19 protein-coding genes and 1 tRNA gene are annotated in these 19,547 nt (G+C 67.7%); 9 read left to right on the top strand and 11 right to left on the bottom strand.

Annotation, left to right across the window (positions count from 1 at the left end):
* Positions 1-10: 10 nt before the first annotated feature.
* Both ACWAUG_RS01805 and ACWAUG_RS01800 read right to left on the bottom strand, forming a co-directional pair.
* Complete coding sequence (locus ACWAUG_RS01805; RefSeq protein ID WP_460800789.1) at positions 11-805, bottom strand: SDR family oxidoreductase; 795 nt, start codon at positions 803-805, stop codon at positions 11-13.
* A gap of 14 nt (positions 806-819) precedes the next feature.
* Positions 820-1,329, bottom strand: coding sequence for a MarR family winged helix-turn-helix transcriptional regulator (locus ACWAUG_RS01800; protein ID WP_460800787.1), 510 nt, complete (start codon positions 1,327-1,329; stop codon positions 820-822).
* Positions 1,330-1,411: 82 nt separating this feature from the next.
* On the opposite strand from ACWAUG_RS01800, the gene ACWAUG_RS01795 reads away from it, so the two are divergent.
* The 3 genes from ACWAUG_RS01795 (at position 1,412) to ACWAUG_RS01785 (ending at position 3,187) form a co-directional block, all read left to right on the top strand.
* Positions 1,412-1,912, top strand: coding sequence for an amino-acid N-acetyltransferase (locus ACWAUG_RS01795; RefSeq protein ID WP_298040946.1), 501 nt, complete (start codon positions 1,412-1,414; stop codon positions 1,910-1,912).
* Positions 1,912-2,553 carry a hypothetical protein gene (locus ACWAUG_RS01790; RefSeq protein ID WP_460800786.1) on the top strand — a complete coding sequence of 214 codons (642 nt, stop codon included), beginning with the start codon at positions 1,912-1,914 and terminating at the stop codon, positions 2,551-2,553. The genes ACWAUG_RS01795 and ACWAUG_RS01790 overlap by 1 nt, the downstream gene beginning before the upstream one ends.
* Positions 2,554-2,770: 217 nt before the next feature.
* Positions 2,771-3,187, top strand: a complete 417-nt coding sequence (locus tag ACWAUG_RS01785; RefSeq protein WP_460800784.1) for a dehydrogenase — start codon at positions 2,771-2,773, stop codon at positions 3,185-3,187.
* Positions 3,188-3,200: 13 nt separating this feature from the next.
* On the opposite strand, the gene radA is transcribed toward ACWAUG_RS01785, so the two are convergent.
* Positions 3,201-4,592, bottom strand: coding sequence for a DNA repair protein RadA (radA, locus tag ACWAUG_RS01780; RefSeq protein WP_460800783.1), 1,392 nt, complete (start codon positions 4,590-4,592; stop codon positions 3,201-3,203).
* A gap of 150 nt (positions 4,593-4,742) precedes the next feature.
* On the opposite strand from radA, the gene ACWAUG_RS01775 reads away from it, so the two are divergent.
* The 5 genes from ACWAUG_RS01775 (at position 4,743) to cydC (ending at position 11,233) form a co-directional block, all read left to right on the top strand.
* Positions 4,743-5,366: a helix-turn-helix transcriptional regulator gene (locus ACWAUG_RS01775; protein WP_460800781.1), complete on the top strand. Its 624-nt coding sequence runs from the start codon at positions 4,743-4,745 to the stop codon at positions 5,364-5,366.
* A 110-nt stretch (positions 5,367-5,476) separates the two neighbouring features.
* The gene (locus tag ACWAUG_RS01770; RefSeq protein WP_460800779.1) at positions 5,477-6,892 is read left to right on the top strand and encodes a cytochrome ubiquinol oxidase subunit I; all 1,416 of its coding nucleotides are present in this window, start codon (positions 5,477-5,479) and stop codon (positions 6,890-6,892) included.
* Positions 6,893-6,906: 14 nt separating this feature from the next.
* The gene (gene cydB / locus ACWAUG_RS01765; protein WP_460800777.1) at positions 6,907-7,917 is read left to right on the top strand and encodes a cytochrome d ubiquinol oxidase subunit II; all 1,011 of its coding nucleotides are present in this window, start codon (positions 6,907-6,909) and stop codon (positions 7,915-7,917) included.
* Positions 7,848-9,575 (top strand): thiol reductant ABC exporter subunit CydD, encoded by a 1,728-nt coding sequence (cydD, locus tag ACWAUG_RS01760; protein ID WP_460800775.1) that lies wholly within the window; start codon positions 7,848-7,850, stop codon positions 9,573-9,575. Before cydB ends, cydD begins: the two co-directional genes overlap by 70 nt.
* Positions 9,572-11,233, top strand: a complete 1,662-nt coding sequence (cydC, locus tag ACWAUG_RS01755; protein WP_460800773.1) for a thiol reductant ABC exporter subunit CydC — start codon at positions 9,572-9,574, stop codon at positions 11,231-11,233. Before cydD ends, cydC begins: the two co-directional genes overlap by 4 nt.
* 23 nt (positions 11,234-11,256) lie before the next feature.
* Here the strand turns inward: cydC and ACWAUG_RS01750 are convergent, their stop codons facing one another.
* Positions 11,257-12,132 (bottom strand): serine hydrolase domain-containing protein, encoded by an 876-nt coding sequence (locus tag ACWAUG_RS01750; RefSeq protein ID WP_460800771.1) that lies wholly within the window; start codon positions 12,130-12,132, stop codon positions 11,257-11,259.
* A gap of 46 nt (positions 12,133-12,178) precedes the next feature.
* A complete protein-coding gene (locus ACWAUG_RS01745) occupies positions 12,179-12,952 on the bottom strand; it encodes a hypothetical protein (RefSeq protein ID WP_460800769.1) in 774 nt (257 codons plus the stop codon).
* A gap of 173 nt (positions 12,953-13,125) precedes the next feature.
* On the opposite strand from ACWAUG_RS01745, the gene ACWAUG_RS01740 reads away from it, so the two are divergent.
* Positions 13,126-13,215: transfer RNA gene (locus ACWAUG_RS01740), tRNA-Ser, on the top strand.
* Between the two features lie 113 nt (positions 13,216-13,328).
* Here the strand turns inward: ACWAUG_RS01740 and ACWAUG_RS01735 are convergent.
* The 6 genes from ACWAUG_RS01735 to ACWAUG_RS01710 all read right to left on the bottom strand — a co-directional run bounded on the left by ACWAUG_RS01735 (position 13,329) and on the right by ACWAUG_RS01710 (position 19,538).
* The gene (locus tag ACWAUG_RS01735) at positions 13,329-15,101 is read right to left on the bottom strand and encodes an oleate hydratase (protein ID WP_460800767.1); all 1,773 of its coding nucleotides are present in this window, start codon (positions 15,099-15,101) and stop codon (positions 13,329-13,331) included.
* A gap of 171 nt (positions 15,102-15,272) precedes the next feature.
* Entirely contained in the window at positions 15,273-15,911 is a 639-nt protein-coding gene (locus tag ACWAUG_RS01730; protein ID WP_460800765.1) for a TetR/AcrR family transcriptional regulator, read from the bottom strand.
* Positions 15,912-15,943: 32 nt separating this feature from the next.
* On the bottom strand, positions 15,944-16,717 hold the full coding sequence (locus ACWAUG_RS01725) for an SDR family NAD(P)-dependent oxidoreductase (protein WP_460800763.1): 774 nt from the start codon (positions 16,715-16,717) through the stop codon (positions 15,944-15,946).
* A gap of 22 nt (positions 16,718-16,739) precedes the next feature.
* Positions 16,740-18,290 (bottom strand): response regulator transcription factor, encoded by a 1,551-nt coding sequence (locus tag ACWAUG_RS01720; RefSeq protein WP_460800761.1) that lies wholly within the window; start codon positions 18,288-18,290, stop codon positions 16,740-16,742.
* 121 nt (positions 18,291-18,411) lie between these two features.
* Positions 18,412-18,660, bottom strand: a complete 249-nt coding sequence (locus ACWAUG_RS01715; RefSeq protein WP_460800759.1) for a LapA family protein — start codon at positions 18,658-18,660, stop codon at positions 18,412-18,414.
* An 86-nt stretch (positions 18,661-18,746) separates the two neighbouring features.
* On the bottom strand, positions 18,747-19,538 hold the full coding sequence (locus ACWAUG_RS01710) for a tyrosine-protein phosphatase (protein WP_460800757.1): 792 nt from the start codon (positions 19,536-19,538) through the stop codon (positions 18,747-18,749).
* Positions 19,539-19,547: the final 9 nt, after the last annotated feature.

Below are 19,547 nucleotides of genomic sequence, written 5' to 3'. Positions count from 1 at the left end.
TCGTGGGGTCTCAGTCGTTCCAGGACCAGATGTCGTCGCCGCGCAGCGAGGCGTCCGCGCCGCCATCGTCGTAGATGACCTGGCCGGCGAGGTGCGTGTTCTCGACACTGGTCAGCCAGATCAGCAGGTTCGCGATCGACTCGGGCGGCTGGTGGTAGTTCAGCGGCATCGGCACGTTGTCGTCGACCATTGTGCGGTTCTCCTCGGTGGAGAGGAGCTCCTGGGTCATCGGGGTGAGCACGGTGCCGGGAGCGACGGCGTTCAGCGGGATGCCGGCGCCCGCCCACTCGGGAGTGATCGACTGGCGGCGCACCCAGCGCGACAGGGCGCGCTTGGAGGAGGGGTAGACGATGTAGCCGGCCATGCCGCCGGCGGCGGCGTACTGCTCGGCGATCTGCAGAGCGGTCGCCTCCTCGCCGGCGAGGGCGGCCTCGACCATCTCGGCGGAATTCTGCTGCAGCGACGCCATCGACGACACGACGGCAGCGCGCGGAGCATCCGACTTGGCCAGCGCCGGGCGCAGGTTCTCGAGCAGTTCCGTGACGCCGAAGTAGTTGACGGATATCGTCTTCGCGATCGGCGCCGAGATTCCGGCGCAGGCGATGACGGCGTCGATCGTGCCGCCGGCGATGTCGATCGCCTTCGCTGCGGCGTCGATGCGGCCCTGCGGCATCGACAGATCGGCCTCGACCTCGGCGTTTCGCAGATCGATGCCGATCACGCGCGCGCCGCGGTCGCGCAGCAGCTGCCCGGTGGTGGCGCCGATGCCGGATGCGGATCCGGTCACGACATAGGTGCGTGTCATGGTGTTCCTCCGTTTCACGACCGGGGGTGCGGCCGTATGGGGCCGGAGGCGGGTTCGTCTCCGGCGGCTCGGGTGGGCCCGCTGAGCTCGGCGACCAGCCGGGTGAGCTGATCGGTGAAGCGGGCGGTCTCGGTGTCGTTCCAAGCGGCGGTGGCGGCGTGGAGCATGGCGACGCCCTCGGCGACGAGGCGCTGGTGCGCGGATTCGCCGGCGGGGGAGAGATGGATGACGGATGCTCGTCGGTCGGTCGGATCCGTGCGTCGCTCGATGAGCCGTGCTCGTTCGAGTCGGGCGAGCTGTTTGCTCATGGTCGGCCGCGTCAGGTGCAGGGCGGCCGCCAGTGCGCTCGATCGCGAGGGTCCCTCGAGGCCGAGCATGTAGAGCGCCGGGATATCGGCGCTGTCGATCCGGACATGGGCGGCAGTCGCGACGGACTCCTGCACGGTGGTGGACGACCAGCGCGCCATGAGGTGCGTCAGGGCGGCGAGCAGGGCCGATTCGGATGCTTCGCGGAAGCTTTCCACGGAGGCCAGTCTACCCGCTTGATTGCCTCAAGCAACTAAATGAATGCGCCGTTTCTCAGGCTGTCGGTTCTAGGGTTGAAGGGTGAGCGACTACATCGTCCGCCCGGCGCGCAGCGCCGACGTCCTCGGCATCCACCACCTGCTGGAGCCGCTGGTCGAGCGACGAATCCTGCTCGGCAAGGATCTCGCGGTGCTCTACGGCGCGGTGCAGGAATTCGTGGTCGCCGAGAAAGACGGCGAACTCATCGGATGCGGCGCCCTGCATGTCATGTGGGAGGACCTCGGTGAGATCCGCACGTTGATCGTCCGTGACGACTGGCTGCGGCACGGCGTCGGACGCGCGATCGTCGAGGCCCTCGAAGTCCGTGCACAGGATCTCGGGCTCTCCCGACTGTTCTGCCTCACCTTCGAGACGGACTTCTTCGCGCGTCGCGGGTTCGCGCCCATCGGTGAGCAGATCGTTGCTCCGGACGTCTACTCGCAGCTGCTGCGCAGCCGTGATGAGGGCGTTGCCGAGTTCCTCGACCTCGCGCATGTGAAGCCGAACACCCTCGGCAACACGCGGATGCTGAAGAACCTGTGATGGCCCAGAGGCAGCCGAGTTCGGCGGTCTATCGTCGGCGTCGGATCGTTTTCTTCACCGCGGTGCTCGTCGTGATCGCGATCATCGGCGCGGGGATCTGGGCGCTGGTCGCCCAGCCCTGGAAGGACGCCGGATCGGACGCCGGCCCTGCGCCTTCGCCATCGGCGAGCGAGACCACGACGCAGACGGAGAGTCCATCGGCCGAGCCCAGCCCCACCGAGACGCAGGGGGCAGCGCCCTGCCAGGCGGGGAGCATCACTGTCGAGGCTGTGACCGATGCCGAGAGCTATGAAGCCGGCGCCCTGCCGCAGCTGTCGATCCGACTGACGAACACGGGCGCTGCCGACTGCACGATCGACGTCGGGTCTGCGACGCAGTCGTTCACGGTGACGAGTGGCGAGGATGTCTGGTGGCGTTCGACCGACTGCCAGGAGAACCCGAGCAGCATGGTCGTCACGCTCACCGCAGGACAGTCCGTCTCGAGCGCGACTCCCGTCGAGTGGGATCGCACGCGCTCGGATGTCGGGACCTGCGATCAGGAGAACCGCTCGCGCGCCCCCGCAGGGGGAGCCTCGTACCACGTCGCCGTCTCGATCGGAGGCTTCGACGCCGCCCGTACGCGTCAGATTCTCCTCTACTGATCGCGCGAGATATCAGATCTCGTCATGAGTGGCGCTCTCTTTGGGATACCATAGAACCCACTCTCGGTATATTCCGGTGCAAGCCATCCCCAGTGGCGTCGTACTCAGCGTCCCCAGCGCTTCGACATTCACCGTGCGAGAGTCGCGGGCCCTTTCGAGTCACCCAGTCCCCAATGGATGCTCGAGAGGGCCCCTTTTTCTTCTCTAAGCTGGATGAATGGCAGCGAAGAAGTCGAAATCGACGGGCAAGAAGCCCCGTCCCGAGGAATTCCGCTCGGAGGCCCTCGCCCTCGCGCTCGAGAAGCAGGACATGGCAGCCGTCGCCCTGGCGCTGCGAAACGGCAACACGGTGGTGCCGCTGCTGCGGGCCGGAGTGCGTGACAACCCGCTCGACGGCGGGGAGGTCTGGACCTTCCGTGACCCGAATACTCAGCAGGTGGCGCTGCTGCTCTTCAGCGACGCGCGCAACAAGCCCGAGAATCTGCCCTCCGGGGTGGGCGTCTATTCGCCGGAGTGGCTGGAGCAGTTCCTCACCAAGCACCGTGAGGAGATCACGACGGTCTTCCTCGACATCGCCGGCCCGCACCCCATGCAGGCCGCGCCGGACGACCTGCTCGCGGCGCTCGGCGCCTGACGCCGGCTCCGGGTCAGAACGGCGGGACGTCGTCGATCTCGGGCTTGCGCCGCTTCGGGGCGGGATGCGCGGAGCGGCTGCGTGAGCGCACATCGTCGAGCGCGGCCTTCAACGACGCCGAGCGCTCATCGATGACCTGCTCGTAGCCGAGGCGTGCGGCTTCGGACCGGCGCTGCGCCGCCTGCGTGACGGCGCGCACCTCCCCGGCCAGGCTCAGCTCGCCCACCGCGGCGATCGTGCGCGGGACGGAGAACTGTTGGATCGACCCGGCGACGGCGATCGCGATCGCGAGATCGGCCGCCGGCTCGGTGAAGCGCACGCCGCCCACCGTCGACACATAGACGTCGAGCTTGCTGGTGGGCACGCGGCCGCGCTTCTCGAGGATCGCCAGCACCATCGCCACGCGAGCCGAGTCGAGCCCCGAGACGACGCGCCGCGGATTCGGCGCCGCGGTCTCGACCGTCAGCGCCTGCACCTCGACGGGGAGGGCGCGACGGCCCTCCATCGCGATCGCGACACATGTTCCGGGCTCCGTCGAGCCCTGGCCGAGGAACAGCCCCGACGGGTCGGGGACCTCGGCGATCCCGTCGCCGGTCATCTCGAAGCATCCGACCTCATCCGTCGGACCGAACCGGTTCTTCAATGCACGGATGAAGCGCAGTGCCGTCTGCCGGTCGCCCTCGAAATGGCACACCACGTCGACGAGGTGCTCGAGCACACGGGGGCCGGCGACCTGGCCGTCCTTCGTGACATGCCCCACGATGATCACGGGCAGATGCCGCTCCTTGGCGACGCGGATCAGCGTCGCCGCGACCTCGCGCACCTGGCTCGGCTGGCCGGCCGCGCCGTCTGAGAGAGAGGATGCCACGGTCTGCACCGAATCGACGATCACCAGGCCCGGCTGCACCTCGTCGATGTGCCCCAGGATCGTCGCCAGATCGGTCTCGCTCGCGAGGTACAGCTCATCGTGCAGAGCACCGGTGCGCTCGGCGCGCAGACGCACCTGGGCCTGGGACTCCTCGGCGCTCGCGTAGAGCACGCGCCGCCCGCCGCGTGCGGCCTGGGCGGCCACCTCGAGAAGCAGCGTCGACTTGCCGACGCCGGGCTCACCGCTGAGCAGGATCGCGGCCCCCGGAACGATGCCGCCGCCCAGTACCCGGTCGAACTCGGCGACCCCGCTCGTGCGCCGCGGCGTCTCCGCCGTGGTGATCTGGGTGATGGGGCGGGCCGCACGATCGGCGCCCGGAGTCAGGGGAGAGATCTGACGCAGGATGCCGGTCTTCGCGGCCTGCTCCTGCACGGTTCCCCACTGCTGGCATTCACCGCAGCGGCCGACCCACTTCGACGTCGTCCACCCGCATTCCGTGCACGCGAAAGCAGGGGGAGCGGGTTTGCGGGTTGCCATGCAGCAAGGCTATCCGCAGCATCCGACAAAGCCCTCGAACAGTGCGCGATGCAGGAGCGCTATCGACCGGATCAGACATCCCTATCGCGAAAACCGAATATTCACGGCCCGGAAATCGTGGGCTGATCAGGACGTCGGGATAATTGAGACATGGCCATCGCCAGACCCGCCTGCGGTCCGATCTCGACATACTCCCGGGTGCAGATCCTGCACCTGGTCCAGTCGCGACCCCACCGCACGATCGGCGAGCTGTGCGAGGTCACCGGGCTGCATGCGAACACCGTGCGCGAGCACCTGCAGCGGCTCATCGAGGGCGGATACGTGATCCCGGCCATCGAACGCCGCGCCACACGGGGGCGTCCGCGCACCCTGTACAGCGCGGCGACCGGAGCGCCCGGAGCCTCCAGCCCCGTCGCCCGCGACAAGGTCACCGCGGCCGCCCGTCGCGGCGACCTCATGCGCCGGATGGTTCCGGCCGCGGCATCCGATCTGGGGCGCGAAGCGACCTACCAGCTCGACGCCCTCATCGAACATCTTGAAGAAAGCGGATTCGAGCCCGTCATCGACGACGACCGGCTCACTGTGGACCTCACCCCGTGCCCGCACGCCGCGGCACGACCCGAGGATCGTCCGGTGCTGTGCCGGGTGCATCTGAGTCTCATGCAGGGGGTGCTCACGGAGGCCGGCGGCCCGCTGGCCGCCGATTCCGTGCACGAACCAGCCATGCCTCAGGAGTGCACGGTGCAGCTGCGCCTGACGGACACCGCCGCGTAATCGCATCCCGGGGGCCCATCCCGGACTGGCCGTTATTCACGGCCTGCAGCGCGATCATCGCGGTTCGGCCAGACATAGTCTGGCCGAAGTCCCAGAGAAGGAGTCGTCTGATGGAGTGGTTGGATCCGCTGGTCCTCGCGAGGTGGCAGTTCGGTCTCACGACCGTCTACCACTACCTCTTCGTGCCCCTCACGATCGGCATGGCGCTGTCGGCGGCCATCTTCCAGACCGCCTGGGTGCGCACCGGAAAGATCCAGTACCTGCATCTGACCCGATTCTTCGGCAAGATCTTCCTCATCAACTTCGCCATGGGCGTCGTCACCGGAATCGTGCAGGAATTCCAGTTCGGCATGAACTGGTCGGACTACTCCCGCTTCGTCGGTGACGTGTTCGGCGCCCCGCTCGCCTTCGAGGGTCTGCTCGCCTTCTTCTTCGAGGCGACGTTCATCGGCCTGTGGATCTTCGGCTGGGACAAGCTCAGCCAGAAGCTGCACCTGCTCACGATCTGGTGCGTCTCCATCGGCAGCATCCTGTCGGCCTACTTCATCATCGCCGCCAACGCGTTCATGCAGAACCCGGTCGGCTACGAGTACAACGCCGAGACGAACCGCGCCGAGCTCGTCGACTTCTGGGCGCTGCTGACGAACCCCGTCGCCCTCGCCGCCTTCCCGCACACGATCTTCGGCGCCTTCATGTTCGCCGCCGGAGTCATCATCTCGGTGTCGGCCTGGCACCTCTCCCGCGGACAGCACGTCGACACCATGCGGGTCTCGCTCAAGTTCGGACTCTGGGGGATGCTCGTGGCCGTCACCGGCGTCGTGCTCTCGGGCGACCAGCTGGGTCTTGCCATGTACGCTACACAGCCCATGAAGATGGCAGCGGCCGAGGCGACGTTCAACACCGTGTGCGGCAAGGACGCGGCATTCAGCCTCTTCACACTCGGAACCCCCGACGGCAAGACCGACCTGTTCTCCATCCGCGTGCCCTACCTGCTCTCGCTCCTGTCGAACCACTCGCTCGACGGATGCGTGCACGGGATCAACGACCTCAACGCGGAGTACGCCGTCGAATACGCCGACACCGGCATCACCGACTTCACCCCCGTGCTGTGGATCACCTACTGGGCCTTCCGCTGGATGATCGGCCTGGGCATGGCGCACGCCGCCATCGCCGTCGTCGGCCTGTGGATCACGCGCAAGAACGCCAAGCGCGAGCCCGCCAAGTGGATGTGGAAGATCGCGATCTGGTCCTACCCGCTCGCGCTCCTCGCCAACATCGTCGGATGGGTCTTCACCGAGATGGGCCGCCAGCCCTGGATCGTGTTCGGACTCATGACCACCCGTGACGGCGTCTCGCCCGGGACGAGCGGACTGGAAGTGCTCATCTCGCTGGTCGCCTTCACCGCGATCTACGCGGCGCTCGCCGTCGTCGAGATCCGCCTGATCGTGAAAGCGGCCCAGAGGGGGCCGGACACGGAAGAGAAACCCGCCGATGAGTCAGCGCAGCTGCCGTCGGTCGTGTACTGAGGAAGGACGCGGACATGGATCTCGCAACACTCTGGTTCGGCATCATCGCCTTCCTGTTCGTCGGATACTTCATCCTCGACGGGTTCGACTTCGGGGTCGGGATGTCGCTGCCGTTCCTCGGCAAGGACGACGTCTCCCGTCGGCAGATCATCAACACGATCGGCCCCGTCTGGGACCTCAACGAGACCTGGCTCATCGTCGCCGGCGCCTGCCTGTTCGCCTCGTTCCCCGAGTGGTACGCATCGCTGTTCAGCGGCTTCTACCTCGCGCTGCTGCTCATCCTGCTCACCCTCATCATGCGCGGCGTCTCCTTCGAGTACCGACACCAGGGCAAGAGCGAGAAGTGGAAGCGCGGCTTCGACCGCATGATCGTGATCGGCTCGGCCGCCCCCGCATTCCTGTGGGGCGTCGCGTTCGCGAACATCGTGCAGGGCGTGCCGCTGGATGAGAACCACATCTTCCAGGGAACCCTGTTCACGCTCCTCAACCCCTACGGATTGCTCGGCGGCCTGACGACCCTGCTGCTGTTCTTCACGCACGGCGTCACCTTCATCGCGCTCAAGACGGACGGGAGGCTGCGCGCCGAAGCCCGCGTGCTCGCGCTGCGCGCCGGGCTCATCACCCTCGTGGTCGCAGCGGCCTTCCTCGTCTGGACCGTCATCGCGTTCTTCAGCCCCGTCGTGCTCGTGCTCGCAGCGCTCGCCGCCGTGTCGCTCGTGCTGTCGATCATCACGAACGTGCGCGGACGCGAAGGCTGGTCGTTCACCTTCGGCGCCATCACCACCATGTTCGCCGTCGTCACGCTGTTCGCGGCGCTGTTCCCGAACGTGCTGCCCTCGACGATCGACGCGGCCTTCAGCCTGACGATCGAGAACGCCTCCAGCACGCAGTACACGCTCCAGATCATGACCTGGACCGCCCTGTTCGCCATGCCGCTGGTGCTTCTCTACCAGGGATGGACATACTGGGTGTTCCGCAAGCGCGTCACGCGCTCATCCATCGAGGGGGCTCCGGCGCACGCGTGAAACCCGTCGATCCGAGGCTGTTGAAGTACGCCGCCGCCGCTCGGGGATTCTTCATCCTCGCAGCGGTGATCGGCGTTCTCCAGACCGCGGTCATCATCGCCTTCGCGTGGTTCCTCACCGACGCCGTCACCGGAGCCATCGCCGGGCGGGACGTCGGAGCATCCCTCGTCTGGCTCATCGGGCTCGCCCTCGCGCGCGGCGCACTGATCGCGGCATCCGACGCCGCCGGGATGCAGGCGGCCGCGAAGACCGGCGCCCAGCTGCGCGCGGCTCTCGTGCGAGCCGTGGGACGCCTGGGCCCCGGCTGGCTCGCCGGCCGCAACCAGGCCTCTCTCGCCGTCACCGCCGGTCACGGGCTCGAAGCCCTCGACACCTACTTCGCCCGGTACCTGCCGCAGCTCGTGCTGATGGTCATCGCGACACCCGTCATCGTCATCGTGATGTGGCTCAACGATTGGCCCAGCGGCCTCACCGCCCTCATCACCCTGCCGCTGATCCCGCTGTTCATGATCCTCATCGGCATCGCGACACGGACCGTGCAGCGCAAGCAATGGCAGACCCTGCAGCGTCTCGCCGCACGCTTCGCCGACACTGTTCAGGGTCTGTCGACGCTGCGCCTGTTCGGCCGCGAGCGCCGGGCCTCGGCGCAGATCGAGGCCACCGCGGACGGATATCGGCGCGAGACCATGAAGGTGCTGCGGTTCTCGTTCCTGTCGGGGTTCGCGATGGAACTGCTGTCGTCGTTGGCGGTGGCGCTCATCGCCGTGGCGGTCGGATTCCGGCTGCTCGCGGGCGACATGGCCCTCGAGGTCGGGCTGTTCGTGCTGCTGCTCGCGCCCGAGGCGTTCCTGCCGATCCGGCAGGTCGGGGTGCAGTTCCACGCCGCCGCCGAAGGCGTCGCCGCCACCGAGGACATCTTCGACGTGCTGGACCAGGACGGCGCGGCCTCCCGGCCCGCTGCTTCTGCCCGACCCATCCTGAATAACTCAGGAGATTTTCCGCAGAATCCCGGAATCACGACCATGAACCCGGCCGCAGCCGCAGAATCTCCTGAGTTGTACGTGGAGGGGCTGCGCGTCCGCGACCTCCCGCCCATCTCACTGACAGCATCGGCCGGTTCTGTCACTCTCATCGAGGGGCCGAGCGGGTCGGGGAAGTCGAGCCTGCTCGCTGCGCTGCGCGGGGCTGCCGCTTTCCAGGGCACGGCGAGGTTCGCCGGAGTCGATGTCCGAGACCTCGCCCCCGCGGAATGGATCGCCTGGGCGGGGCAGGCCCCGGGCCTCATCCGCGGCACGATCGCCGAGAACGTCGCGCTGGGTGGAACTCCGGATCAGGCCGGTGTGCGTCGGGCCCTCGATGAGGCGGGCGCGGAGGAGCTCGACCCCGCGCAGGAGCTCGGTGTGCAGGGAAGCGGCCTGTCAGGTGGGCAGGCGCAGCGCGTCGCGGTCGCGCGGGCGCTCTATCGGCACGCGGCCGACCCGTCGCGCGTTCTCATGCTCGATGAGCCGTCGAGTGCCCTGGATGCCGAGACCGAGGCGCGTCTGTGGAAGAACCTGCGTCGCACCGCCGATGCGGGGGCCACGATCCTGCTCGTCTCGCATCGCCGATCTGCCCGTCAGTACGCCGATCGGATCGTCGATCTGGGGGTGCGGGCATGAGCGGTTCAGGGAGCGTGCGCGTCCGCGAGGTCCTGCGTCTGGCGCAGCCGCCGACGGCTCGGTTCCTCCCCAGTCTGATCTGGGGCGTGTTGTCGGCTGCGGCGGCCGTATCGCTGCTGGCGGTGAGCGGGTGGCTGATCGTCAGCGCTTCGATCGTCGATTCGCTCGTGCCGCTGTCGGTGGCTGTCGTGGGGGTGCGGTTCTTCGCCGTGTCGAGAGCGGTTTTCCGCTACCTCGAACGGCTGTCGGGGCATGACGCGGCGCTGCGACAGCTGGCGGCGACGAGAGCCGACATGGTTCGTCGTCTTGTTCCGCTGTCGCCGGCCGGACTCGGCCGCACGGACCGCGGACGCATGCTGTCGGCTCTCGTCGACGACGTCGAGAACCTGCAGAACCTCCCGTTGCGGGTGGTTCAGCCGCTGGCCGTGGCGGGTGTCGTCGGCCTCGGATCCGTCGCCTTCATCGCTTTCATCTCTGTTCCTGCTGCGCTCACGCTGCTGGCCTGCCTGGTGATCGCGGCCCTCGCGGCGATCGGGCTCGGCTGGTTGTTCGGAGCCCGGGCCGAGGAGCGCGTCTCGGAGCAGCGCGGTGAGCTGTCGGCATCCCTCGTCGACTACTTCGGCAGCCTGGATGTGCTTCTCGCGTTCGGCGCTGAGCCGCAGGCACGGGAGCGGATCGAGCGCGCGGATGCGGCGCTGCGGCGCACCGTAACCCGTGCCTCGCTCTCGCAGGCGCTCGCGGCCGGTGCACTCTCGGTTCTGGCGGGGGTCGCGTCGGTGTGCGCGATCGCTGCGGCTGCCCCCGGACTGAGCTCGGGCGTGATCGACGGACCCTGGCTCGCCGTGGTCGTGCTCGTGCCGATGGTGGTCTTCGAAGTGTTCGGGGCGGTTCCGATCGCAGCGTCGTCGTGGCGCAGCGTGCGCGCGAGCGCCGAACGCATCGTCGATGCTCTTCCCACGCAGATGCCGGAGGAGTTGCGCACGGATGCCGGTGACGACGACGATCCGGCTGGAACGGCGCTCGAACTGCGCGACGTGCGCGCAAGCTGGCCGGGCGGCGCGCCCGCGCTGCGCGATGTCACCCTCGATGTGAGACCCGGGGAGAAGGTTCTCGTGACCGGGCCGAGCGGGGCGGGCAAGAGTTCGCTCGCCGCGGTGCTCGTCGGATTCCTCCGCGCCGAGGGCGTGTTCACCATCGGTGGGATGGATGCTGCGAGCATGAGCGGTCCGGCGCTGCGGCGTACGATCGGTCTGTGCGAACAGCATCCTCAGCTCTTCGATGAGGACATTCGCCAGAACCTGCTGTTCGCCCGCGACACGGCAACCGACGACGAACTGCTGGACGTGCTGCAGAGGGTCGGGCTCGGCCACTGGGTGCGCGAACGCGGCGGCCTCGACGCCCGGGTCGGCGACCGGGGCGCGCTCGTCTCGGGCGGTCAGGCGCAGCGCATCGCGCTCGCTCGGGCGCTGCTGCGCGGTTTCCCCGTGCTCGTTCTCGATGAACCGACGGCGGGGGTCGACCCGGAAGCATCCGATGCTCTTCTCGGCGACCTGCTGCGCGCGGCGGGGGAGCAGTCGGTGCTGCTCATCTCCCATGTCGCCCCGCCCGTCGGCACGATCGACCGGATCGTGCGGATCGAGGCCGGGCGGACGGTCTGACCCGGACGGAGAGAGGGGCCGGGTCAGGCGGCTGTTTCGCCCGCGACGAGCTCGACGATGCGGGCGACGACGGCATCCGCGGCGAAGTGGTCGTGCGCGGTGAGTGTGACGACGACGTCGTCGATGAAGATCAGGAGCTTGCCGTGTGCGCCGTGCAGGCGCCAGGCCGGGCCGGGACCGTCCCACCCGGCGAGGGCGTAGCGCTGGTAGCCGGGGTTCTTCCCCGCCGGCACCCAGCCGGTGTGCATGGCGTCGATCCACTGCGGCGAGACGATCTGCGCGCCCTTCCACCGCCCGCTGTCGCGGATCAGCAGGCCGATGCGGGCGAGCTCCTCGGTGCACAGGGCGATGCCCTCGCCGGCGATGATGCGGCCGTTCGGGCATCGGTCCCAGGTGACGTCGTGGATGCCGAGCGGAGCGAAGAGCCGCGGGACGAGATAGTCGTGCACATCGCCCACGCGGGTGGCCAGCACCGTCATCGCCGCGTAGGTGCTGGCGTTGGAGTACTGGAACACGCGCCCGCGCGACGGCCGTGAGAAGAACTCGCGGGCGAGGTCCGGCCAGCGGGTCATCATGTCCTCCGACCAGGGGAGCTCGATTCCACTGGTCATCGACAGCAGATGTCGCATCGTCACGGCGTCCGCCCCGTCTCCGAAGGAGAAACCGGGCACGTATTCGGCGACCGGCGCATCGAGATCGATCAGGCCCTCGTCGGCGGCGATGCCCGCGGCGATGACGCAGATGCCCTTCGCGGCGGAATGCATGTCCTCGCGTTCGTCGGCGACCCAGCGGTGGGTCGCGGTGTCGTCGCCGATGCGCACGTGGAGCCCGTGCGCGACGAATGCGACAGTGTCGATGTGGGCGACGATCTGATCGCGGAGGAGTGCGGCGGAAGGCATCCGTCCAGTCTGCCGGTTCGGCGGATGCTGCGGCATCCGCTCGACGTCAGTAGAGGTCGACCGGGGGCTCCATCACGAGACCCTGCGCTTCGAAGGCGCGGCGGCGCTCCTCGATGCGGCGGTGCATCTCGACCTGCGCGGCGCTGACCATCTCAGCATCCAGCTCGATGCTCCGCGGACGAGGATCAGGGTTGTTGGCCCGGATGTGCACGTCGAGCTCGGGGCCCGACGTGAGCGAGGTGATCAGCGAATACCGCGGTGCGGTGCCGCGGTGCCAGACCGCGTGCCAGAAGCGCTGCGTGTCGACGATCATGCGCGTGCCCGCGGGCAGGGGGAGACGGATCTCGGTCGCCGGATCGAACCGGTCGGAGCGCAGGAGCAGAAGCGAGTCCGGGTCATCGGTGAGGTTGACGAACGAGCGCACGACCCAGCCGGAGCCCTCCTCGTTCAAGCGGTTGTTGTCGTCCTGGTGGAGGTTGTAGACGGCGTCCGCATAGGTGTTCGGCTGCAGCTCGATGACGCGACAGCGGCCGACGTTCGCGCCGGCCTCGCGGGCATAATCGGTCAGGGTCGGCGCGGTGTCGACCTGGCGGGGGATCCAGACGCCGTCCTTGTCGGTGCGCGGGGGAGTGTGATTCCAGAAGCCGTTGCAGTCGACCTCTCCGCCGTAGCTGGCCAGCGGCGCGAAGCGGGTCACCCCGGATGAGCGCCAGCCGACGTATTCAAGGTCGAGCCACTCGCTCGGCTCGGCGACCTTCTGGAGTCGTTCGAGCTCGACGTATCCGGTCTCATCGAGAGCCTCGGACGTGATGAATCCCACCGCAGCACCTCCGCTTGCGCAGTCGCAGGTTTAGGCCATCCTAACTCTCGGGTGCTCTGACGGCCGCTTCCCGCACCGTGCAAAACCTGCAGACACAGTGTTCCGGGGCCAGGTGCGACGCGCGCGGGAATCACGATTCGCGCGAGAGCGCATCGTCACCTAAACTCTTTCTCGGTGACGTGTCCGAGCGGCCGAAGGTGCAACACTCGAAATGTTGTGTAGGTTCACCCCTACCGTGGGTTCAAATCCCACCGTCACCGCCATGGAAACCCCCTCCTTGTGAGGGGGTTTCCTCGTTTGCTTTCCTGCATTCTTATGCCCGAGAACGGCGCCGCCCCCGCACGCTTCGCAGAGCATGCGGGGGCAGCGTCAATCGTCACTTCTCGACGAGACCGTAGTGCTCCATCAGCTGGCCGACCACGTTGTTCTCGATGTGGTGGTGCGCGAACTTCCTCGCGAGCGGACCGCCGGGGATCGTGAACTCCTCGCCGTCGCGCATCTTCGTGACCGCCTTGAACAGCGCGCGCACGTCATAGGTGGAGTTGAAGACTTCCGGCACACCGCGCTCGATGTCGAGCAGCGTGTACACGGCCTCCATCGGGGTGCGCACCGAGTACTCGGTGGTGAAGATGCAGTCGCGCTCCTGGGACTGGGCGAACTGACCGATGAAGGCGAAGTTCACCGAGCCCTCCGGCACGACCGCGGGGCGGTCGCTGTGCTTGCGCGGCATGAAGAACGACGTGACGTACGGCATCATGACCGGAACGGTCTTCGCACCCGTAGCCGCGAGCTCGTCGATCTGGTCGACGGGAACGCCCAGGTGGTAGAGCCACTCCTGGGTGATCTCTTCACCGGTGCAGTCCTGCATGGGCTTCTTGACGTAGTCGCCGACGGCCTCGGGGAAGAGTCCGTAGACCCACACCACGATCTGGTCCTTCGGCTGCTTCTTGAAGTGCGGCTGGCGGTTCACCGTCCACGACATGAGCCAATTGGAGTCCATGACGGTGACGATGCCGCCGGTGACGATCTTGCCGCTGAACGGGTCGCGCTTGGAGATCTTCTGGATGTACTCGGGGATGCGCTCATCCAGCGTGGTGACGGTCGCCGACTCCCACTTCGTCTTGGGGATGTCGGAGCCGAAGACATCGGGCTTGCCGAACGACGGGTCCTTCGCGGCGATGCGGCGCCACAGGTCCCAGGCCGGCGCCGGGCCGGTCTTCAGCTTCGCGGGGGTGTGGTGGTCGCCGTCATCGGAGTTCTCGGTGAGGGAGCCGATCGTCATGAACAGCAGGTCATCCGCGGTGAGGTCGAGCTGCTTCTCGACGCCGTCCTCGGTGAGGTGGATGCGCGACGCCTGCTTCACGCCGGTCTCGGCCGAGATCTCGAAGTCGACGTCGGTGATGACGGTGGAGTACTGGAACTTCACACCGTGGTCGGTGAGCCAGGTCACCAGCGGCATGACGAGCGACTCGTACTGGTTGAACTTCGTGAACTTCAGCGTCGAGAAGTCGGGAAGACCCTGGATCTGGTGGATGAAGCGGTGCAGGTACAGCTTCATCTCCAGCGCCGAGTGCCACTCCTCGAACGCGAACATGGTCCGCCAGTACAGCCAGAAGTTGCTGTCGAGGAAGGCTCGCGAGAAGACCTCGTCGATGCGCTTGTCCTCCATCTCCTCCGGCAGGGCCATGAAGATGTTCGAGATCTCCTGCTGGGCCTTCGCGTTCAGGTCGAACTTGAAGTTCGTCCCGCCGTCCTCGCCCTGGTTCTTCGTGGTGCGGCGCAGCGTCGAGTTGGGGTCGTCACGGTTCAGCCAGAAGAACTCGTCGAGCACGCTGGCGTTCTCCTCCTCGAGCGAGGGGATCGAGCGGAACAGGTCCCACAGGCACTCGAAGTTGCTCTCCATCTCGCGACCGCCGCGGATGACGAACCCCTTTTCGGGAACATCGAGGCCGTCGAGCGCGCCGCCGGGGATGCGCTGCTGCTCGAAGATCGTGATCTGCGAGCCCTTCATCTGTCCGTCGCGGATCAGGAACGCGGCGCCGGCCAGTGCCGCGAGGCCGGACCCCACGAACCATGCGCGCTTGTCATCGACGCCCTGCGGCTTGCGGGGGCGCGCGAACGCCTCGTAGTTCCCACTCGTATAACGCATCTCACTCCAATGTCGAACGGTCTCCGGTCTCCGCCCCGACGGGCCTGAGCGACCTGACGGGAGGCGGATGCCCCCGATACAACAGGAGTCGGTGACATCGCGGGACGAACGGTGCCAGAAATCACCCGGCGGATCACCCGATGGAGAATCGGCGGTGAGCCACAGGCGCGGTCAGATTCGCGGCCACCACCCGGGCAGCTGCGCGATGCTCTCGACCGTCACAGCATCCACATCGTCCTGGTCGCTGCGCGCCCACGCGGTCGACGCGGCGACGACGCCGCCGGAGAGCTGGGCGGCGGCGATGCCGGAACCGCTTCCGGGGACGGCCGTTCCGAGTGCTTCCAGCGCGGCGATGGCGGCCTCGGCGCGGGCGTGCAACGCACGGAACAGCTCCTGCTCGAACGCCGGTGAAGCCATGAGGGCTCGATAAACCGGGCGGTGGGCGATGATCTGGATGAACTGCCCGGCCAGGGCCGCTTCGTACCGGGCGGCGAGTTCGCGCGGTGTGCGCGCGGCGGCCACGATGTCGACATCGACCGCCGCGACCCGGTCGATGAGCGAGGCGAAGGCATCGATGATCGCGGAGCTCGCATCGGGCCAGTGCCCGTAGAACGTCACCCGGTGCACGCCCGCTCGTCGGCAGATCTCTGAGACGGAGAGCGCTTCGAGGGGAACTTCGGAGACAGCATCCCGAATCGCGGCGACGATCGCCTCACGGGTGCGCAGCGCTCGCGGCTCGCGGCGCTGCGCAGCCGTCGTGCTCCGCCGCGCAGAGGGTGCGGAGACGAGGGCGGGGGATGCGGCATCCATCCCGCCCTCGTCTCGCGAGGAATCCGCAGTGATCAGCGGACCGATGTCTGGCCGCCGTCGACGGGCAGCAGCTGGCCGGTGATGAAGCGCGATGCCTCGGACGCGAGGAAGATCATGACGGGGCCGAGGTCGCGGTCCGCGTCGCCGTACTTCTGGCCGAGCGCAATCGAGTGCTCGTTCTGCCAGAAGTGCGCGGCGCGGCCCTCTTCATCGAGACGGCCGATCGCGGTGTCGTACATCGGGGTGGCGATGGCCGGCAGGATCGCGTTGACGCGCACGCCGTCCTTGCCCCAGGCGGCTGCCGCGGTGCGGGTCCACGAGTGCACGGCGCCCTTGGCCGCCGAGTAGGCGGGGGCGACCGGTTCGGGGCGCAGGCCCGAGACGGAGCCGAAGTTGATGATCGAGCCTCGGTGCTGACCGGCCATGTGCCGGTGCGCCGCCTGGTTGACGAGCATGGTGCCGCGCACGTCGACGGCGAACATGAGGTCCCAGTCCTCGACGGTGACGGATGCTGCGTCCCCGGGGCGCTGGATGGCGGCGGGGTGGGCGACGGCATCCAGATCGCCGAGCTTCGTGACGGCCTCATCGAAGGCGGCGTCGACGGATGCCTTGTCGGCGATGTCGACCTTCATGAACGATGCGGTGCCGGGGCCCTGCTCAGCGGCTGCGGCTGCGATGGCCTCGCCGTCGGTGTTCACATCCATGCTGACGACGTGCGCGCCTGCGGCGACGTAGGCGCGCACGGTCGCGGCGCCCATTCCGCTGGCTCCGCCGGTGACGATGATCTTGTAGTCGGTGATGTCCATGCGTCTAATTTACATCTGTATATCAGGCGATGGGCTGGGGTGCTCCGACGGGCTGGAAACGGGCCCCGATCTCGATCGCCTCTTCCCGAGACGTGCAGTCGAGCTTGCGGTACAGGGATTTGAGCTGGGACTTGATGGTGTTCGGCGAGACGTGGAACGCCGCCGCGATATCGCTGACCGTGCCATGAGTGCTCAACGCATGCAGCACACGTCGTTCGCCGTCGGTGAGGGCGGGCCGCACGTGCAGGTCGCGAAAGTCCAGGCCACCGATCGCGATATCGAAATCGACGGCCGCGGCAGCGGGCAGCTGCGATCGCACCGAGTCGATGAGCGCGACGGGCAGAGTCCCGAGCATGCGACGCAAATCACCGGTCTCGGCGATGTCGGCGAACGCCGTCGCGGTCGTCGGGTCCACCGTGCCGCGTCGGGCGAACTGCAACCAGGCCGACAGCAGCCGATGCCGGCCACGCGTCCCCGGGCCGAGCCCGGGCGTTGAGATGACTCGGTTCAGGGCCTTCGCCGCGGTATCCCATCGCCCCTCGCGCAGAGCGAGCCCGGCCTCGGCGATCAATGTTCGCGTGCCGGTGCGCGAGTGGGCATCGACGATGGGTGCGGCCTGGCTCTCCTCGCCGGCGGCGCAGTGCGCCTCGATCGAGGTCGCCGCGATGATGTCGTCGGCGACCGAGCCGTACTGCGGCGGGTGGGAGTCCCGCGTGACGTGGATGGTCTCGAGCGCTTCGAAGGCGCGTCTCTGTCCGAGGTGGGCGCGAGCTCGGGCGAGGAGGGCGAACGGCCAGGTCATGTCGGAGCTGTGCGGGGGCTCGAGCGCGGCGAGGACCTCTTCCAGATCATCGGTCAACCGATCCGCGGCGATGAGTGCGGCGGCCGTCGTCTCCGCGGCGGATGTCGAGGTCCGGTGCGCGGGGGACGGCTCAGGCTCTGCCCGGCACTGGGCGAGCAGGGCCGCGGCCGGCTCGAGCGACCCGCGCACAGCGAGGGCGAGAGCCGTCCGGGCGAGCACGAAGCGTGTGGCATCGGGCTGAGGCGACAGGGATGCCAAGCGCGCCGCTGTCGCGTACACGCGCACAGCCAGAGCGGAGTCTCCCGCGAGCAGATACGTCGATCCGATCTGTGCATGGACGTACCACAGGGGGCCATCGGCGCGGTGCATCGCATCCGAGTCGACGGTGCTCAGTCGTTCCTGCAAGCGTCTCGCGTACGTCGCGGATGCGGCGACATCGCCGCTGAATCGGAAGGCGATCATCTGCGCGGTGAGCGTGAGGATGAGGAGATCGGGCGAGAGGGCGCGGGCCTCTTCGGGATAGAGAAGAGGCTTGAACGGACGATCGGTTTGCGCGAGTACGGGGGTCATCGGATGCGCTGTGCGCAAGAGCGGGTATCGATCCAGCACACGCGGGGGAACCCGGTCGATCGCGCGGATTAGGACGTCGTAGGACGAGTTGAAGAGCGGCCAGAAATGCGTCGTCGCGGTCTGTGCGATGACTTCGGGGATGCCCTCGTCCATCGCTCGGTGCAGCTGCTCACGTGCTGATTCACTGTCGTTGAAGTTCATCCGGCCCCTCCCACCGTCGTCACTGCATCTGGTCGCACCTTCCTGGTAGCGCGACCGCCTGCGCTCGGCGGCTCGGCCGGGACGTTCCCCCTCCCGGCCGTGCTGCCTGTGCGCGGCGCGGTTACTTCTTCTTCGGCCGGAACCAGGGGAAGAGCGAACCGATCACCACACCAGCGAGGAGGATGGTGAGGAACCATGCCCAGGCCGGCATGGTGAACTGCATGAAGAGGAAGCGCAACGTGAGGTGAGTGACGTTCGAGAACACGAACGAGAGCGCCGCGATCGCGATGAGGATCGCAACGATGATGCGGCCGTTACGGGCTGCGGACTTCTCACCCGAATCGGACGACGGCTTGGACGAATCGGCCATTGATCTTCCTCTATCTTGTTTTATCGGCTGCTGAGCGGGACTCTAACAGCAAGCGTGCCGCTCCCGCGGCTTTCGATCAGAAACTCTCACGCGATGAGCGCGCGGCTCAGAGCATCGAATTCTGCGGAGGACAAGCCTCCCGAGCGCAGGTACTCATGTGCGCCGCCGGCAGCGTCCGTCCAGGCGAGGGCCTGCTCGATCGCAGAGGCGGGCGTGCCCGTTGCGAGAGTGCGCAGCTTCGGGGTGACCGGAATCCCGTACGACTCGATCATGCCGATCATCGCGTCGGACCACGGCCCGGCGAGATTCTTCTCGGATTGCGCGTAGTCGACGATCACGGCGTCACGCTCGACGCCCACGGCCTCGAGCATCAGTGCGGTGGCGACACCGGTGCGGTCCTTGCCGGCGGTGCAGTGCAGCAGCACAGCGTTCGGCGCCTCTTCGCCGGCGGATGCTCCGATCAACCGGGCGATGCGGACGAAGGAGTCGGCGCCGCCACGGAGCATGTCGACGTACAGGTCGCCGAGTTCGGGAAGGCGCGACATCGCCGCGGTGATCTGCTCCGGCGTGGGAGCGGATTCCGGCGTGCCGGCGACCCCCGCGATCAGGTCGCTCGTCGCTCCCTGCATGATCGACAGGTCGACGGTAGAGAATGCGCGTCCCGTGGGCAGACGATCGGGAGCCAAGTGGCGCTCCGTCTCGGTGCGCAGGTCGACCACGACCCGGATGGGCGAGCCCTGCAGATCCTGCAGGCCGTCCGCATCGAGCGTGGACAGCGCTTCGGAGCGGAACAGGGCGTGGGGGCGGCTGGTGCCGCCCCCACGCACGGGCATGCCTCCGGTATCGCGGAAGTTGCAGAGTCCGGAGATCGTCGACATGGCCCGATC

Source organism: Microbacterium sp. GXF6406, assembly GCF_054798215.1.
This window is presented reverse-complemented; position numbering and strand designations above follow the sequence as displayed.

Excerpts from the sequence above, each read along its gene's own strand:
- ACWAUG_RS01805 (WP_460800789.1), bottom strand. The coding sequence starts at position 805 with ATGACACGCACCTATGTCGTGACCGGATCCGCATCCGGCATCGGCGCC.
- ACWAUG_RS01790 (WP_460800786.1), top strand. The coding sequence starts at position 1,912 with ATGGCCCAGAGGCAGCCGAGTTCGGCGGTCTATCGTCGGCGTCGGATC.
- ACWAUG_RS01785 (WP_460800784.1), top strand. The coding sequence starts at position 2,771 with ATGGCAGCGAAGAAGTCGAAATCGACGGGCAAGAAGCCCCGTCCCGAG.
- radA (WP_460800783.1), bottom strand. The coding sequence starts at position 4,592 with ATGGCAACCCGCAAACCCGCTCCCCCTGCTTTCGCGTGCACGGAATGC.
- ACWAUG_RS01775 (WP_460800781.1), top strand. The coding sequence starts at position 4,743 with ATGGCCATCGCCAGACCCGCCTGCGGTCCGATCTCGACATACTCCCGG.
- ACWAUG_RS01770 (WP_460800779.1), top strand. The coding sequence starts at position 5,477 with ATGGAGTGGTTGGATCCGCTGGTCCTCGCGAGGTGGCAGTTCGGTCTC.
- cydB (WP_460800777.1), top strand. The coding sequence starts at position 6,907 with ATGGATCTCGCAACACTCTGGTTCGGCATCATCGCCTTCCTGTTCGTC.
- cydD (WP_460800775.1), top strand. The coding sequence starts at position 7,848 with ATGGACATACTGGGTGTTCCGCAAGCGCGTCACGCGCTCATCCATCGA.
- cydC (WP_460800773.1), top strand. The coding sequence starts at position 9,572 with ATGAGCGGTTCAGGGAGCGTGCGCGTCCGCGAGGTCCTGCGTCTGGCG.
- ACWAUG_RS01750 (WP_460800771.1), bottom strand. The coding sequence starts at position 12,132 with ATGCCTTCCGCCGCACTCCTCCGCGATCAGATCGTCGCCCACATCGAC.
- ACWAUG_RS01735 (WP_460800767.1), bottom strand. The coding sequence starts at position 15,101 with ATGCGTTATACGAGTGGGAACTACGAGGCGTTCGCGCGCCCCCGCAAG.
- ACWAUG_RS01730 (WP_460800765.1), bottom strand. The coding sequence starts at position 15,911 with ATGGATGCCGCATCCCCCGCCCTCGTCTCCGCACCCTCTGCGCGGCGG.
- ACWAUG_RS01725 (WP_460800763.1), bottom strand. The coding sequence starts at position 16,717 with ATGGACATCACCGACTACAAGATCATCGTCACCGGCGGAGCCAGCGGA.
- ACWAUG_RS01720 (WP_460800761.1), bottom strand. The coding sequence starts at position 18,290 with ATGAACTTCAACGACAGTGAATCAGCACGTGAGCAGCTGCACCGAGCG.
- ACWAUG_RS01715 (WP_460800759.1), bottom strand. The coding sequence starts at position 18,660 with ATGGCCGATTCGTCCAAGCCGTCGTCCGATTCGGGTGAGAAGTCCGCA.
- ACWAUG_RS01710 (WP_460800757.1), bottom strand. The coding sequence starts at position 19,538 with ATGTCGACGATCTCCGGACTCTGCAACTTCCGCGATACCGGAGGCATG.